Genomic DNA, 16,270 nt, shown 5'->3' on the forward strand with positions numbered 1-16,270 from the left:
CTCGTAGAATATAGTTTAGATCAGTATTTCTGCTTTCTAATTACCCTGATTTTAAAAAAAATAGATAACAAGATTCCTTACGGAATTTGTTTCGATATTATTGAATTTCCCAGATACAATGGATGTATGGAAAGGATCCATCGGGAATTTGCTCATTTCCCCTGTAGCTCTGTCTACGATAAAAAGTCTGTTACCCGAGCCATTGCTATCACTACCAACACACTAGCTGTTTCGATAACTGATTGGGCTTTTGGATAGTAGTTCAAAAGGTAGCCCCCAAAAGTTGTCATTGTATTCTCGTAGGCGAGGTTGTGGTTACGCAATGAGCTTCTGGGAAATCCCATAGTATCGAAGCATATTCCAAATAACCAATGAAAGGAGGTCCTTCCAAATGAACTTATTTGTCGGATTAGATGTCAGCTCTGAGAAACTAGATGTGTGCTTTTTATCAGACGATAACCAATTGACAATTCTTCTTGAAGCGAGTCTCGGAAATGACGTGAAAGGCGCTCATCAAATTAAACAAAAAATTTTAGAATTTCAAAATGTGTACTCGTTTTCTCAAATCGTCATAGGCATGGAGTCAACTTCTATGTACAGCTTTCATCCTGCTACATTTTTTAATGAGGATCGAGAATTAAAGCGTATAAATACCGTCGTTACCATCGAAAATCCTTTTCGCATCAAGCAATTCAGTCGAATATTTGATGAAGATAAAACAGATAAAAATGATGCGATGCGAATCGCTGACTTTTTAAGAATCCAAAGATTCACTACGTCTCCCATTAAAGAAGAGAAATATATGGCTCTTCAACGTTTAACTCGCACACGTTACCAATTAATTGGACAACTTGTAGAAACGAAACAACATTTTCTCGAAAATTTAACTTACAAATGCAACACGCTCACGCGTGAGTTAAAGAATAGCGAAACTCCTTCTTCTGTATTTGGAGCTACCTTAATCGCTTTAATGACAGAAGATTATGGGTTAGAAGAATTAGCTCAAATGCCTTTAACAGATTTCGCCTCTTTGCTTCAAGAAAAAGGTAACGGCCGGTTTAAAAATCCAGAAGGATTAGCGAAAACGATTCAACGAGCCATTACTATGTCTTATCGTTTAGGAGAAGTCGCTCAAGAATCCATCAATATTATCCTGAGTATTCTTGCTCGCGAAATTCGTGCACTCGAAGCCAGTATCAAAGACCTTGATAAGGCAATTGAACAGCTCGTAATGGTCCTACCAGAATACCAATGCTTGACGAGTATTCCTGGTGTTGGAAAAGTGTATGCTGCTGGATTACTAGCTGAGATCGGACAAATCCAACGATTTGAAGACCAAACGAAACTAGCTAAATATGCCGGATTAAGCTGGAAAATCAAGCAATCTGGAAATTATCAGTCTGAAAATACGCCCTTAACCAAACAAGGCAATCGTTATCTTCGCTATTACTTAGTTGAGGCTGCCAATTCAGTAAGAAGATATTTGCCTGAATATCAAGCATTTTATCAAAAGAAATACAAAGAAACACCCAAACATCAACACAAAAGAGCCATCGTCTTAACCGCAAGAAAATTTGTGCGTCTGGTGGATACGCTACTACGTAACCATCAACTCTACACGCCACCAAGGAGCGTGATAGAAAAATAACACTTTGTTATTGACGCAATCTTGGAAACGGCCCGAAAAAATTTCATTTTTGGTCGGGTCTATTTCCGTATGCTGAAAAAATCGCACCTAGAAAAAATCAGTCTTGTTTTACTCTTGACTTATTACCACTAGACTTTTTGCTTAAACGTTACTCTAATTATAACAAATAATATGACTTTATTATGAATGTCGAATTATATTTTCTGAATTTTCTTTTAATTTAGAGGGTTTTTCAATATTTTTTGCGAAACATTTGTATAACAATTTTTTCTTTGCTTATTGCTACATAATAGTAGGTTCGGGTGGAGTTTTGCAAGCGTTTCCTATACAATAACCGATATTTTTTGACTTTTCCTAACAAAATATCTTGCAATATATTCAGAAAGTCATTACAATTGCCATATATTAAAAATCTTAGCAATATATCAAATCCTCATCAATCCGATGAGGTAGAGGTTGCGACTTTTAAGAGTACGACGGACGAGACACAGAGAATGTCACCGACTCCGTTTGAAAGGAAAAGTTGCCGAAGTTTATATTTCTTCTCTGGAAATATGAGCTGGGGCTGTCTCCGAAAGGAACAGAACTGTCACGTTTACAAAATTACCGTGTAAACGTGGGGTGCTATCTTAACGGAAGGGTATGATGGGGTGGTTATTTGTGAAACGTTCCGCCAAATTCCTTTGGCGGTTTTTTGTATTTTTCTCCCCCGCTCCTTCCTAACCTACAAGAAAAGGAGTGTTGAACATGAATAGCGCAACAAATCAATCTACCTCTAAAACGCAAACTACACAAGGACAAGGTGAATTAAAACGCGGATTAAAATCTCGTCACCTTACGATGATTTCTCTCGGCGGTACAATTGGTACCGGACTATTTCTTGCCAGCGGTGGTGTCATCCATTCAGCTGGACCTGGTGGTGCATTAATTGCATACGCCGCAATTGGAATTATGGTTTACTTTTTAATGACAAGCTTAGCTGAACTCGCAGCTTACATGCCTGTTACTGGATCTTTTAGTACGTACGCAACAAAATTTGTTGATCCATCACTTGGCTTTGCACTTGGATGGAACTATTGGTATAACTGGGCAATTACGATTGCTGCTGAACTAGCTGCTGTAACATTAATTATGAAATTTTGGTTCCCAGATACCCCTTCTCTTATTTGGAGCGGATTATGTTTAGCTATTATTTTCCTTTTAAACTACTTATCTGTTAAGGGGTTTGGTGAATCTGAATATTGGTTCGCACTTATTAAAGTAGTTACGATTATTATCTTTTTAATTGTTGGTTTCATGATGATTTTTGGAATTATGGGCGGCGAAACGGTTGGCTTCAAAAACTTCACTGTTGCAGATGCACCATTTAACGGCGGTATCATGGCAATTATCGGTGTGTTTATGGCAGCTGGTTTCTCATTCCAAGGTACTGAACTATTAGGAGTAGCTGCTGGTGAAACATCTGATCCAGAACGTAATATCCCAAAAGCAATTCGTTCAATCTTTTGGCGTATTCTTTTATTCTATATCCTTGCGATTCTCGTTATCGGTTTATTAATTCCTTATACAACTGAAAGTCTTGCTGCAAGTGATGTAACAGTAAGTCCATTTACACTTATTTTCGAAAAAGCGGGCGTTGCCTTTGCTGCTTCTGTTATGAACGCTGTTATTTTAACGGCAGTACTATCTGCTGGTAACTCTGGTATGTATGCATCAACTCGTATGCTTTGGGATTTAGCTCGCCAAGGGAAGGCACCAAAGTTTCTTGGTAAATTAGATAGCCGCGGTGTACCTGTTAACGCATTAATCGTAACATCGATTGTCGGTAGTATTGCTTTCATTGCTTCTTTATTCGGTGACGGTGTTGTATACATTTGGTTATTAAATGCATCAGGAATGTCTGGCTTTATCGCTTGGGTCGGCATTGCAATTAGTCATTACCGTTTCCGTAAAGCGTATATCGCACAAGGAAAAGATTTAAATGACTTACCATATAGAGCAAAATGGTTCCCCTTCGGTCCAATCTTTGCATTTACACTTTGTATCATCGTAATTTTAGGACAAAACTACGGGGCATTTATGGGTGAGTCAATCGACTGGAACGGTGTACTCGTTTCTTACATCGGTTTACCACTCTTCTTAGTACTATGGTTAGGTTATAAATTTACGAAAAAAACAAAAGTGATTCCACTTGATAAATGTGAACTAAAATAAAGCGAAACGAGCAAACAAATTTGTTTGCTCGTTTTTTGTTGCAAACCTCTTTACTTCCCTATTGCTCCTGTTTTTGCAATAATAAAGGAAATATAAATAAAGGTTGGGATACAATGAACATTCGCATTACTGATGAAGCAAAAGCAGCTATACATAGATTAGAACTTGAAGATAAAAAGATCGTTCGCATTAGAGGAACAATGACGAACTCTTGTAGTATTTTCGTTGATGTCGATTTAATTTGGGATACATATAACGCAGATGATGTTGTATATGAAGATGCAGAGCTTATCGTACAAATGGATTCATTCACGAAAGACTACACTGGTGATACGGTGAAACTTGATTATAAGACGACAGGTTTTAGTATTACGACTCCGAGTGAGACTTTGGTTTATGGATTGTCGATTAAAAAATAAAAATTGTTTTCATTTGACCACCGAGGTGAAAAAATGGGTAAATATGTTCCGTTAAAATTTTTATTTAATGAAGAATTAGCAGAAAAAATAGCTGATTCTATTTGTAAACACGATCCTTATTTCTCTAAAAACATCTTTGTAGATTCTGTAGCTTGTAAAGTTGAAAATTTAGAGTTAAAACAGCGTATTGAAGTAATTGCAGATGAATTACACAATGCTTTACAAAAAGATTTTAATGCCGCAATACATATATTACTGAAGACATTAGGACCAGAAAATACAACAGAAGTAGGCACATTTACAAATGGATATATGTATATGCCTCTTGCAAAATACGTTGAAAAATATGGGCTTAACGATTTTAAAATCTCGTTCAATGCAATGTATGAAATAACGAAAAGGAATACTGCTGAATATGCCATTCGGCCTTTTCTTCAAACATATCATGAAGATACACTAGACATATTGCAACAGTGGATTCATGACGAAAACAGCCACATTAGAAGATTAGTTTCTGAAGGTACAAGACCAAGGCTTCCTTGGGCTAAAAAAATAGGAGCTCTAAAAGGTGATTTTAAGTACAATTTACAACTTCTTGAACCATTAATGAATGACCCTTCTAAATATGTTCAAAAATCTGTAGCCAATCATATTAACGATATTACGAAAGAAGATAAAGAACTCGTTTTTCAATGGTTACAGCAATTACGTGATAAACAGCATCCTATTAATCCTTGGATTATAAAACATGGACTAAGAACAGTAATAAAAAGTGGTACTTTACCAAAAAATTTTTCTTTTTAAGTATTTTAAACAAAACCGCTTATGCTTCAAAAATGAAGCATAAGCGGTTTTCCTTTTGAATACAGAAATAACAAACATAAAAAGTACTTTAAATTTCTTCTTTATATCATTATTTTACTAACTCTTCTATGTTATTACTTTCCTTAATTTTTTCGGATGATAGCCAGAGTGAATAACTTGTTCCATCCTTGTTCCTTAAATATATGTTAAATTCCTTATTATATAGTTCTTCTTTAAGAATAGTGACTACCTTTCTCAAATCATCTATTACATATGGATCATTTCTATATTTTATCTCACTGTCATTGAAAACTAATGTCAATTCATACTCTAGACAATTGCCGTCTTTCGGGTGTGGACAAGTAATATCCTCAATTTCAAAACGATCATTTTGAATTTCATTTAACCTTACGCCTACTTTTGTTTCAGTTTGAACCAAATATGTCCAATAACCGCTTACTGTGTTTTTCATTGTTAAAAGCAGTTCTTCTTTCGTTATAGCTTTTTGCACATTTTGAAAAGGCAAGCCTATAGATTCACCATTATAATCCTCAATTTCAAGTGTTGTTATCTTTCTATTACTCTTCTGAATGAATTGGATTAGAGCATATAAACGATCTAATTCTTTTGATTCAAATTGACTGTAATCAATCTTGTCACTCGTTTTTAAAGTTAATAATAACGTATCCGTTGGTTTCTCCTCTATATCATCATCCACTATATATTGAAAAACATTTTTATTTTCAGGTTCCACGTAACCTAATTTTTTAATTTCTTCTAGCATTGGTTTAAATTTCTTATATTCCTCATATGTTTTTTTTCCGTATTGATATTCATCACCTTTTATTCTTGAATATAAGAAGCCATCTACCTCTACTCTAAATTGAATATTTTTGTTATTTTTTGCTTGAACAGTATGATATGTATGCCCCATATTCCCTTCGTTTATAGCACCCCAATGTGTTACAATCACATCAATTCCGTGCTTTTTTTTCACATATGTTTTCACCTGATCGTCATCTTTATAATTACACCCACTTAAACATAAGAAATATAAGAAACATAACAATACTAACATTACATTTTTCATTCTTTTCATATAGCACCTTGCCCTCTTTTCGCATAAACAAAATATTCCATATATAAAGAATACTAAATCGCTGAATGTTTTCAAAGAATTAAAATATTTTTACACTCGGTTTATATATCTATTTCTTTTATTAATGGCTCTAATAAGTTTTAATATTGATAATCGAATATAATAAAAAGAAACCTAAATTTAAGGTTTCCCATTTTTACCAACAATTTAAATTTTAATAGATATTTTTTAGCCAAGTAATAATTCGTAGTACCTGAAACGACTCAAACCAAGTAATGAAAAACAGGAGAACAAAGAAAGAGATAAGTGATATGAATTTTAATCTTCCATCTTCACGTCTAGCAATCGCTATAATACTCAGAACCACTCCAATTAAAAAAGAAATATACCCTAATAGGATAATAGGCTCAGAATAGCTATCTATTATTCTATTTAATCCAAATAATAACATTCCAAAAGTCATCAATGTTATTGAAAATACACTGAATTTTTCCATAATTCAACCTCCAATATAATTTTACTATTTTATGGAGAGAATAATTTTTTTATGCGTATGGATGAACAATTACACTATAAAATTAGATAACTCAATTTATTTTTTCATTAAACAACTGCCTTCTTTTATACCCTCAAAGGATTCCCACTCGATTATCCCGAATATATAAATTATTATTCTCATAAGGAGCGAATGTATATGAATCTATTCGAACATGAAACGTAAAACCGCTTCTCTTTCATAAGAGGTCCTCCCGTTCTCCTTTCTCATCATATCATTCATTAAAAAATAGGAGGACATAATTATGAAACGTGATCCATTATTTTTAACTTTATTAGAAAGCGCCAATACAAATTTTAGTGGCTGGGATTTTTCTTTCATTTCAGAAACGGGTCGAATGAAGAGCGAGCCTTTATCGTGGTCATACGGCAGCATTGCTTTCCTGCTTATGCAACGTGCAAAGTCAATGCTCGATATGGGTACTGGCGGCGGAGAGTTTTTATCTATGTTACAACCTTTCCCGTCAACTATTTATGCGACTGAGGGTTATGCTCCAAATGTGCCAATTGCTCGGAAGAAATTAGAGCCTTTAGGAGTTACAGTCGTCGAAGTGATTAATGATACTGTATTACCATTTCAAGATGGGCAGTTTGATTTCATTATAAATCAACATGAATCCTATGCTGCCTCTGAGATAAAACGAATTCTTTCTCCACATGGCGTTTTTCTTACACAACAAGTTGGTGGTCTTGATTGCGCGGTACTGAATGAGCAGTTCGGCTCACCACTAAATAGCGAATTTGCAAGTTGGTCGCTTGAAGCGGCATGTAGTGAGTTAGAGGAAAATGGATTTACTATCTTAGATGCAAAAGAAGAATTCCCTTTCCAACGCTTTTATGATATTGGCGCTATTGTCTATTATTTAAAAGCGATTCCGTGGCAAATTCCTGATTTTACTGTCGAAAGGTATTATAAGGAACTATATCGTATACATGAAATCATCTTGCAAAAAGGATATTTTGATGTGAAGCAACATCGATTTATCATTAAGGCGATTCGTGACTAACGGAAAGGAGGTGGCAAAGCCACCTCTTTTTTGTTCCGTTTACGTATGTTCTCTACTCTTTCACCATAAGAAAAGTTATATCATACATATTACAATTATGACCAATGAATTGTATTTCTGAAGCATATAATCACCTCGCATATATAATGAGAGTAAAAACGTGATTTTTCACTATCCTCTTCTATTGAGAAACAAGTTGTTTTTCATATCGCTTGTTCGCATCATCTTCTGTCAAACATGCAGTTGTGTAATTAATAATATTCCGGTTATCGTACGTGAATATATGTTTTAACTTATTTTCTTCTGTTAATACTGTCGGTAAGTATTTTGGTAAATTGCTAACTACACCTCTATTATCACCATCTAATATCCAATCAATTTCTTTCCATTCTAATAATCCTTCAGCCGTACGAAATGGTGTATTCATCTGCATGCCATCTGGCAGATCAGCAACGAACACATACATTCCTTCACTAGCCTGGGGCTCATCTTTACCTTTAAAACCAACAGTCCCTTTATACGTTACACTTGAAAGTTCTATACCCGTTTCCTCAAATGTTTCTCTAATTATTCCTTCGTATGGCGTTTCATTCTCTTCTATTTTTCCTCCAACACCATTCCACATCCCCATATTCGGCTTTTTATTTCTATTTAATAGCAATATTTTATCACTTTTTCTAATAAAGCAAATTGTGTATTTGTACATACGATTATTTCCTTTCATTTTCCACATGAGTTATTTGGCTTATTTTCAAGTAAAAACACTCGCCTTACAATTCCTTACTACATAATATATAGTACAACTTTCATGCGTAAACACTTTACGTCAAACGAGAGAAGCCTTTTTAGAAAGGAGAATTTAAAATCGATACTATAAGCAATGAATTTCTAAAACAATATTACGATAGCCTTGTGTGGTTAAAAGATACACATTGGTTTGGAGTTCCAATCTGTAAACTTCCCTCTGATCTCTTTTTGTATCAAGAAATCATTTATGAATTAAAGCCCGATTTAATTATTGAATGCGGGACTTTTCACGGTGGTAGTGCACTGTATTTAGCTTCTATGTTAGATTTAATTGGAAAAGGTCACGTACTTACTATCTATATAACTCCGCAGCCAAATCGGCCATCACATAATCGGATTACGTATTTAACAGCATCTTCTGTTTCTGTGCAGGCCATCCAAACAATAGTAAGCATGCGCAAACCTGATGATGTGATTTTAGTTATTTTAGATTCTGATCATAGTAAAGAGCATGTATCCAAAGAACTCTTACTATATAAATCTATCGTCACTACTGGCAGTTATATAATTGTAGAAGATACCTCCATTAATGGAAATCCGCTTCTTCCCGATTGGGGTCCTGGCCCGATGGAAGCTGTGGATGAGTTTTTAACTAAAAATAATAACTTCATAATCGACGAGTCTAAACATAAATTTTTCATATCATTTAATCCAAAAGGTTTTTTAAAGAAAATAAAGTGAAACTTTAATAAGTGGGGTTTTGCCCATCCCCCCACTTATTCTATCATTTTCATTTTTGAAAATGGATAATATACAAATTCCACCTTGCCAATTATGTTATCTTCTTCAATATATCCTAAGCCATTGCGACTATCTCTACTTACTTCGCGGTTATCTCCCATTACAAATAACTTATTTGGCGGAATTTTTGTCTTTTGAAAGTTATAAAACACTTGTGTGTTGTTAAATAAATCTTTGTTCGTATATGGTTCTTCTTGCTTTTTATCGTTCACATATACCTTTCCGTTCGTTATGTTAATTACATCACCAGGAAGCCCTATTACACGTTTCACATAATATTTCGATTCATCCTCTTCTTTTATAATGACAATTTCTCCGTGTTGTAAATTAGAAAGACGTACTACCGCTTTATTTACAAATACGTAGTCTTCTTCATATAAAGTCGGCTGCATCGATTCCCCTTCCACCTTACATAAAGTAAAAGAATGGTAGCCTATGACTATCACCAATATAAATAGTATGTACTTTCCCCAGCCTCTCTTAATCTCCTTTTTCATATCCATTCCCACCTTATAAAGCGCTTTTTAACTCAAAAAATATATCACTGCACAATATGTTTCCATGCAGTGATACTATTTTTACTGTGCCTTGTTCGGTTGTTCTACTGGAATTGAATTTGTATTTGATCTATTTGTTTTTAATTCAAAATACGCATCCAAAATCTCTTTACCAATCGCAGAATTAATTCCTGATTTATCATCATTCACCCATGGTACAACAACTGAAAAAGCTACTTCCGGATCAGCATCATATGGTGCATAACCGGCAAGAGTTAAATTATAACATTTTTTTCGGTTGTTGTTCTCATCTCTTCCAATATCACTTTCTCCACCATATACTGTCTCAGCTGTTCCTGTTTTTCCCGCTGGTTTATATGGTAGACCTTTAAACGTTCCGGTACCTGTTCCGTCAGCTTCTTGAAAAACTCTTCTAAATCCTTCTTTTACATGATTAATGTACGAAGTGTCCATATCCACTCGATTTAATACAACTGGTTCAATCGACCGAACGACTTTTCCTACATCCTCTGGTCTATTCGGTTGCTCTCTAACTTCTTGTACAATTTGTGGTTTCATTCGGTAACCGCCATTTGCAATTGTGGAAATATATTGTGCAAGCTGAAGCGGCGTATATGTATCATACTGTCCAATCGCGTAATCAAGTAAAAATCCGGGTATGTTATCAGTTCTACCTACTTGACCAATTGATTCATTTGGCAGGTCAATACCAGTCGACACACCTAGGCCAAATTGTCTAAAATAGTAGCGCATTTTATTAAATGTTTCTTGTTTAATGTCTAATGGATTGTTTGGGACATAATTAATGCCTGCCATTTTTAAAGCCGTATTAAACATATAAACGTTCGATGACACTTGCAAAGCTCTTAAATCATCAATATCCCCAAATTCTTTCCACGATTTCTTCGGCTTAGAACTTCCTTTAAAATACATTGGCGCATCAAAGAAATGTGTATACGGCTTAATCGCTTCTGTTTGATATCCAGTTAATAAAGTAGCCCCTTTTACAGTTGACCCTAACTCATAAGAACTTGTCATCGTTCCTAATGCATAATCTTCTATTTGCATACCGCTATCTTTATTTACAATTTTCTTTCCTGCCATTGATAAAATTTGACCGTTTTTCGGATTCATCATTACTACGAACGCACGATCCATCATCGGCTCTGCAGCATGAAAGGCTCGTAAATTCTTTTCAAGGCTTCCCTCTACTCTTTTCTGTAAATCCATATCGACTGTTAACATCAAGTTATTTCCACTTTTTCCTTCAGTCACTTTTTCTGTTCGAACAATCTTCCCTGTTTTATCCATAATATTTTTAGACTGTTCTTTCGTTCCATGTAGTGCATCTTCGTATTGTTTTTCGATGTAACTTTTACCAATACGGTCGTTTCGATTATAATCACGAACTAAATAATAATCTAATTGTTCTCTTGGCAACCCCTCATTTTCATTAGAAACGCTACCTAGTATAGAGCGCAGTATTTTATCATTTGGGTATTCACGTTCCCAATCTACTGTTGTATCTACCCCTGGTAAACTTGCCAACCTTTCACTAACGACAGCATATTCATTTTGACTTACATCTTTTTTAACGATTTGCGGCGTCATTTTATATCCCGCATTCATTTTGCTTTTAATTACTAATACTTCTATATCTTCCTTTGAAAGCTCATTTAATTCTTCTTGCGTAATTCTTTCCCGGCGCAGTTCTTCTACTTTTTTATCTAACTCTTTTCCTTCTATTTCTTGCTTTCTAAATTTACTCTCATCTTCTTTTGTTACTTTCGCCGCTGCCCGCTTTTCATTTAACTGCATCCAAAAATCTTTCTTATCTGTCTCTGTTAACTTATCCATGTCCTCTTGCGACATTTCAATTAGCTTAGCTAAATCTCTTGCTACTTGTAAAACTTCTTTCGAGTCTACTCCTCTCATTTTCGTATATGTAACGGTTCGTAATGGTTTATTATTTACAATAACGTGACCTTGCCGATCAAACATTTTCCCTCTAGGAACGGGAGTGCTTACCGTTACATCTTCCTTTTTGTTTACTTCATTTCTATACGTTTCTCCATCAATGATTTGTACTTTACCTAATTGAATTATAATAGCTGAAAATAAAAGAAAGACAATAAAAAATAGTACATTTAACCGAAATGGAATATGAGTCTTTTTCTTTTTCGATTGTTTTTTCTGCTCCTTTTTCTGTCTCATTTCGCTCCCTCGCTTCATTCTATTAACATTTCTACGCAAAATCATTATGTATCAAATTTATTTATATGATATATATAGAATTTTATATTAATTATAAAAGAAATAAAAGATTTAATTTTCAGTTTTTTGTTTTTATATCCTATTTATTACCATTCCCTTAATGCACAATAACATGAATATTATTCTAAAAGAAAAATAGGGCAAATTGATTTTTATAAATTATAGAGATGTTGTTACTACGTTATCAAAATGTTTTCATATGGCTTAAAACAGTGATTACTCAAATAAAAAACTGAGGCAGATACCTCAGTTTTTTCGATAACTTATTTCATTGAAGATAACCCTTCAACAAACTCACCAATCTTATTTTGAAAAACAAAATCAAAGTTATATTCCTGTCCTGTTAACTCTTCATTTACTAAAATAGTTGTTGCTCCTACTTCCCTCTTTGCAATTTGCGGGAATGAAGCGACAGGCTGTACTTTTAGTGATGTTCCCATAACGATAAGCACATCTGTTTCATATAAACGTTTGATAGCATTTTGATATTGCGGCAATGTATCTCCGTATAAAACAACGTCTGGATTTAAAATGAAATTACACTTCTCACAACGCGGTACTTCATGATCAATCATATACTGTAAATCATAGCCTGATTTACATTTTGGACAATGTGCTGTTTGAAGTGTTCCATGTAAATCGATGACATGCTTACTGCCACCTAATTGATGTAAACCGTCAATATTTTGCGTTAAAATCGTAATATCTTTCCCTTGTTCTTCTAGCGCAGCTAAAAAGCGATGTCCACGATTTGGTTTATATTGATGGAACGTATTAATTTGAAAGATTTCTTTATAATGCTTCCAAAACTCTTTCGGACTTCGATTATAATACCCTCTTGATAAATACATCTCCACATTCGCATCAGCATACAACCCATTTGCTGAACGAAAATCTGGAATACCACTTTCCGTACTTGCACCAGCGCCTGTTAATACTGTAATTTTCTTCGCTTTTTCTAAAATTGAACGTACTTCTTCAAATTGTTGCACAAAAATCACCTCTATGTATTTTCCTATTCTTATTATACCAGTTGTTTACAGGAGGTGTTGTACAATTCATTTTACTTAATGCGTTGCGCCCCCAACCTCTACAATATCTACCTTAACTGTCGTCGTTACTTCGATTGCCAATTCTATCCCCTTACGAATAGTAGAAAGTGACATACTCGGTTGCCCTGGATAATTATTCGCTTGTTCTGGTAAAAACGGAATATGAATGAATCCGCCTTTTATTTTCTTATCATGTTTCTCTAGTTCATGCATAAGTCCATAGAATAAGTGATTACAAACGAATGTGCCTGCCGTCTGTGAAACAGATGACGGTATACCCTCTTCGCGAAGTTTTTTTACGATTGCTTTCATCGGAAGTGTAGACCAATACGCAATCGCTCCTTCTTCTACAACCGGTACATCTACCGGCTGATTCCCTTCATTGTCAGCGATTCTTGCATCATCAATATTAATTGCGATACGTTCTATCGTAATATCTGGTCTGCCCCCAGCTTGTCCAATGCATATAATAATTTCCGGCGCTAGTTCTTCTATATACTCTTTTAATACGCTTATTGATTTATGAAATACAGTTGGTACTTGTTTGCTTATTATCTTGTATTCTCCAATTGTTTTTTCATGCAAACCTTTTGCTACTTCCCAAGCTGGATTGATATTTTCTCCGCCGAACGGATCAAACCCTGTTAATAATACTGTTTTCATAGTTTTATCCTCCTAATTAGAAACGATATACTAGGCCGTACATAATAAACATATTTATGATAAAAATTGAAAGAGCAATTGGTACTTGCGCTTTAATAACCGCATTTTTATCCTTTAGCTCTAAAAGCATCGCAGGTACGATATTAAAGTTTGCTGCCATTGGTGTAAGCAGCGTCCCGCAATATCCAGCAAACATACCGAGCGCTGCCATAATTGCTGGGTTTCCGCCGTGCATTTGAACTATTAAAGGTAAGCCAATTCCGCCAGTAATAACAGCAAACGCTGCGAATGCATTTCCCATTACGACTGTAAATAGCATCATGCCTAAACAGTACGCCATAACGGCAACGAACGGATACTCTGTCGGTAGCACTTGTCCGACTAAGTCTGAAACAACTTGTCCAACGCCAGACTTCGCGAATATACCGCCAAGTGCTGCTAACATTTGTGGTAAAATTACAGCCCAGCCAACAGCTTGTAATAGTCTGCTTCCTTCTTGTACAGGTGTTGTTATTTTTGATTTTGTAATACGCATCGCCGCAACAAATGCGAGTAATGCACCAAGCGCTAGTGCAACTAATGTTACTTTATCTGGATCAACAAGAGAGACATTTCCCCATTTAATTTTCCCTAAGGTCAACGTACCGATAATTGTAAAAATAGGAATTAATAGTGCAGGCATAAAAATTTTATTTTTTAATTTCTCAGCATGTTTCACACGTTCTTGTACTGGAACTTCTTTTTCCTCTGATTTTGTTACTTTATTTAGCGAGGCTAAAACGACCATAGCGAGCACGATACAGCCAACGTAAAACGAAGGAATTACATTTCCAAATAAAAATGTAACTGCAAACAATGCCCAAAATAAACTAGAACCGAATCTGTTTGGATGTTCAAGATCGAATGCGATACGAACAGCGATAAAAGCAACGATTATCCCTAATACATAATAGATTGTATCCATTGTGATGATGTTCATATTAAATTGCCTCCTTCTCTTCTTTTCCTTCTGCCTTCATTGTTTTCTCTATATATTTATCAAACCTTCTAAATCTAATCCAGCTTACAATAAGTGCAGATATTGCTGTCGGAATGCCCCAAAGTGCCATATCCCATACTCCGACATGCATACCTACTGAATCGAAGAATCCTTTCATTAATAAAATAGCTCCAGTTGCGATGAAAATATCTTCTCCGAAAAACCAAGCTGTATTTTCAGCAGCTGCTGCGTTTGCTTTAATCTTTTCTCTTAATTTTTCAGGAAGTTTACCGTATTTACCTTGCGCGGCCCCTTCTGCCATCGGTGCAACGAGCGGCCTTACTGTTTGCGCATGCCCACCAATATTAAGCCCTAGTGCTGCTGATGATTCTCTTATCGTAAAATATGACATTAATACTCTTCCAGTTGTTGCTCCTTTTGATTTCGTTATAAGTGCTTCTGCTCTTTCTTTTAAACCGTAACGCTCTAAAATTCCGATTACCGGTAAAGTTAATATAATTGGCATAGACATATATCTATTTTCTATGAAAAATTTACCGAACATGCTGATCACATCATAAAAACTTAATCCTGAAACCATACCAGTAACAATACCTGCAACCATAACTACTAAAAGTGTATTTAATCTAAATAAAAAGCCCACTGCAACAAGTAGTATTCCGATTAATTTAATCATCCCAGCACTTCCCCCTATTTTTTATTTCGGTGCACAAATAGAAATATCATTAAGTTTGAATGTTCTGTATATTCTTTTTGCAAATTGCACTGCTTTTTCCCCATCACCGTGTAAACAAATTGTTTGCGCCTGAACTGCTACTTTCTCTCCATTGACCGCATTTACATGGCCTTCTTTCACCATTTGAAGTACTTGCTTTATCGCTTCGTCTTCATCTTTTATAAGCGCATTTTCTTCTGTACGGCTCGTTAATGTACCATCTTGCTTATATGTACGATCCGCAAAAGCCTCTTGTACAAGAGTTACTTTGTATTTTTCTGCAGCCTGTATAAACGCCTCGCTATTTGCTAATCCATAAAGTAATAGACTTGGATTTATATGATAAATTGCCTTTGCAATTGCATCTGCAATTTCCGGATTAGACGCCGCCATATTATATAAGGCACCGTGCGGCTTTACATGCTGCATTTTCCCGCCTGCCGCTTTCACAAATGCGTCTAATGCGCCTGTTTGATATAGAACATAATCGTATACTTCACTTGCTGAAACATTCATGTTTCTTCTACCAAATCCAATTAAATCAGGAAATCCAGGATGCGCCCCTATTGCTACGTTATGCTCCAAAGCTTTTTCAACAGTTTGACGCATAATAGACGGATCACCCGCATGAAAACCGCAAGCAACGTTTATAGAGGAAACGAACGGAAGAATCTCATCATCATTCCCCATTTTATAAGCGCCAAAACTTTCTCCTAAATCACAGTTTAAATCGATTGTAGTCATAATGTATTCC

16 protein-coding genes and 1 riboswitch are annotated in these 16,270 nt (G+C 35.2%); of the genes, 6 read left to right on the forward strand and 10 right to left on the reverse strand.

What is annotated here, in order from left to right; all coding sequences use genetic code 11:
* Nucleotides 1-391: 391 nt before the first annotated feature.
* From V6946_RS15995 to V6946_RS16010, 4 genes are all read left to right on the forward strand, one after another.
* The gene (locus V6946_RS15995) at nt 392-1,648 is read left to right on the forward strand and encodes an IS110 family transposase (RefSeq protein WP_256426878.1); all 1,257 of its coding nucleotides are present in this window, start codon (nt 392-394) and stop codon (nt 1,646-1,648) included.
* Between the two features lie 442 nt (nt 1,649-2,090).
* A riboswitch (Lysine riboswitch) is annotated at nt 2,091-2,283 on the forward strand.
* Nucleotides 2,284-2,395: 112 nt separating this feature from the next.
* Nucleotides 2,396-3,862, forward strand: a complete 1,467-nt coding sequence (locus tag V6946_RS16000) for an amino acid permease (protein WP_001083386.1) — start codon at nt 2,396-2,398, stop codon at nt 3,860-3,862.
* 113 nt (nt 3,863-3,975) lie between these two features.
* Nucleotides 3,976-4,281: an iron-sulfur cluster biosynthesis family protein gene (locus V6946_RS16005; protein ID WP_001026167.1), complete on the forward strand. Its 306-nt coding sequence runs from the start codon at nt 3,976-3,978 to the stop codon at nt 4,279-4,281.
* A 33-nt stretch (nt 4,282-4,314) separates the two neighbouring features.
* Nucleotides 4,315-5,085, forward strand: coding sequence for a DNA alkylation repair protein (locus V6946_RS16010; RefSeq protein ID WP_006926041.1), 771 nt, complete (start codon nt 4,315-4,317; stop codon nt 5,083-5,085).
* A gap of 109 nt (nt 5,086-5,194) precedes the next feature.
* Here V6946_RS16010 and V6946_RS16015 read toward each other — a convergent pair whose 3' ends face one another.
* Nucleotides 5,195-6,184, reverse strand: coding sequence for a hypothetical protein (locus V6946_RS16015; RefSeq protein WP_366981727.1), 990 nt, complete (start codon nt 6,182-6,184; stop codon nt 5,195-5,197).
* Nucleotides 6,185-6,398: 214 nt separating this feature from the next.
* Nucleotides 6,399-6,680, reverse strand: a complete 282-nt coding sequence (locus V6946_RS16020; RefSeq protein WP_000410607.1) for a hypothetical protein — start codon at nt 6,678-6,680, stop codon at nt 6,399-6,401.
* Between the two features lie 304 nt (nt 6,681-6,984).
* Between V6946_RS16020 and V6946_RS16025 the strand changes: the two genes are divergently transcribed.
* Complete coding sequence (locus V6946_RS16025) at nt 6,985-7,746, forward strand: class I SAM-dependent methyltransferase (RefSeq protein ID WP_006926044.1); 762 nt, start codon at nt 6,985-6,987, stop codon at nt 7,744-7,746.
* A 181-nt stretch (nt 7,747-7,927) separates the two neighbouring features.
* Here V6946_RS16025 and V6946_RS16030 read toward each other — a convergent pair whose 3' ends face one another.
* Nucleotides 7,928-8,452, reverse strand: coding sequence for an 8-oxo-dGTP diphosphatase (locus V6946_RS16030; protein WP_033692730.1), 525 nt, complete (start codon nt 8,450-8,452; stop codon nt 7,928-7,930).
* Between the two features lie 158 nt (nt 8,453-8,610).
* Here V6946_RS16030 and V6946_RS16035 point away from each other — a divergent pair, with 158 nt between their 5' ends.
* Nucleotides 8,611-9,234 carry a CmcI family methyltransferase gene (locus V6946_RS16035; protein WP_366981734.1) on the forward strand — a complete coding sequence of 208 codons (624 nt, stop codon included), beginning with the start codon at nt 8,611-8,613 and terminating at the stop codon, nt 9,232-9,234.
* Nucleotides 9,235-9,269: 35 nt separating this feature from the next.
* Here V6946_RS16035 and lepB read toward each other — a convergent pair whose 3' ends face one another.
* From lepB to pxpA, 7 genes are all read right to left on the reverse strand, one after another.
* Nucleotides 9,270-9,791 (reverse strand): signal peptidase I, encoded by a 522-nt coding sequence (gene lepB, locus V6946_RS16040; protein ID WP_002094069.1) that lies wholly within the window; start codon nt 9,789-9,791, stop codon nt 9,270-9,272.
* Nucleotides 9,792-9,872: 81 nt separating this feature from the next.
* Nucleotides 9,873-12,026: a penicillin-binding protein 2 gene (locus V6946_RS16045; RefSeq protein WP_006926050.1), complete on the reverse strand. Its 2,154-nt coding sequence runs from the start codon at nt 12,024-12,026 to the stop codon at nt 9,873-9,875.
* Between the two features lie 323 nt (nt 12,027-12,349).
* Nucleotides 12,350-13,078 (reverse strand): NAD-dependent protein deacylase, encoded by a 729-nt coding sequence (locus V6946_RS16050; RefSeq protein ID WP_001183793.1) that lies wholly within the window; start codon nt 13,076-13,078, stop codon nt 12,350-12,352.
* Between the two features lie 75 nt (nt 13,079-13,153).
* Complete coding sequence (gene pcp / locus V6946_RS16055; RefSeq protein ID WP_366981726.1) at nt 13,154-13,801, reverse strand: pyroglutamyl-peptidase I; 648 nt, start codon at nt 13,799-13,801, stop codon at nt 13,154-13,156.
* 16 nt (nt 13,802-13,817) lie between these two features.
* Nucleotides 13,818-14,780 carry a DUF979 domain-containing protein gene (locus V6946_RS16060; RefSeq protein WP_290101116.1) on the reverse strand — a complete coding sequence of 321 codons (963 nt, stop codon included), beginning with the start codon at nt 14,778-14,780 and terminating at the stop codon, nt 13,818-13,820.
* Between the two features lies 1 nt (nt 14,781).
* The gene (locus V6946_RS16065) at nt 14,782-15,477 is read right to left on the reverse strand and encodes a DUF969 domain-containing protein (RefSeq protein ID WP_000593392.1); all 696 of its coding nucleotides are present in this window, start codon (nt 15,475-15,477) and stop codon (nt 14,782-14,784) included.
* 21 nt (nt 15,478-15,498) lie between these two features.
* Nucleotides 15,499-16,260, reverse strand: a complete 762-nt coding sequence (pxpA, locus tag V6946_RS16070; RefSeq protein WP_000207317.1) for a 5-oxoprolinase subunit PxpA — start codon at nt 16,258-16,260, stop codon at nt 15,499-15,501.
* Nucleotides 16,261-16,270: the final 10 nt, after the last annotated feature.

Source organism: Bacillus sp. PPSBB_2 (assembly GCF_045291115.1).
GTDB classification, from domain to species: domain Bacteria; phylum Bacillota; class Bacilli; order Bacillales; family Bacillaceae_G; genus Bacillus_A; species Bacillus_A cereus.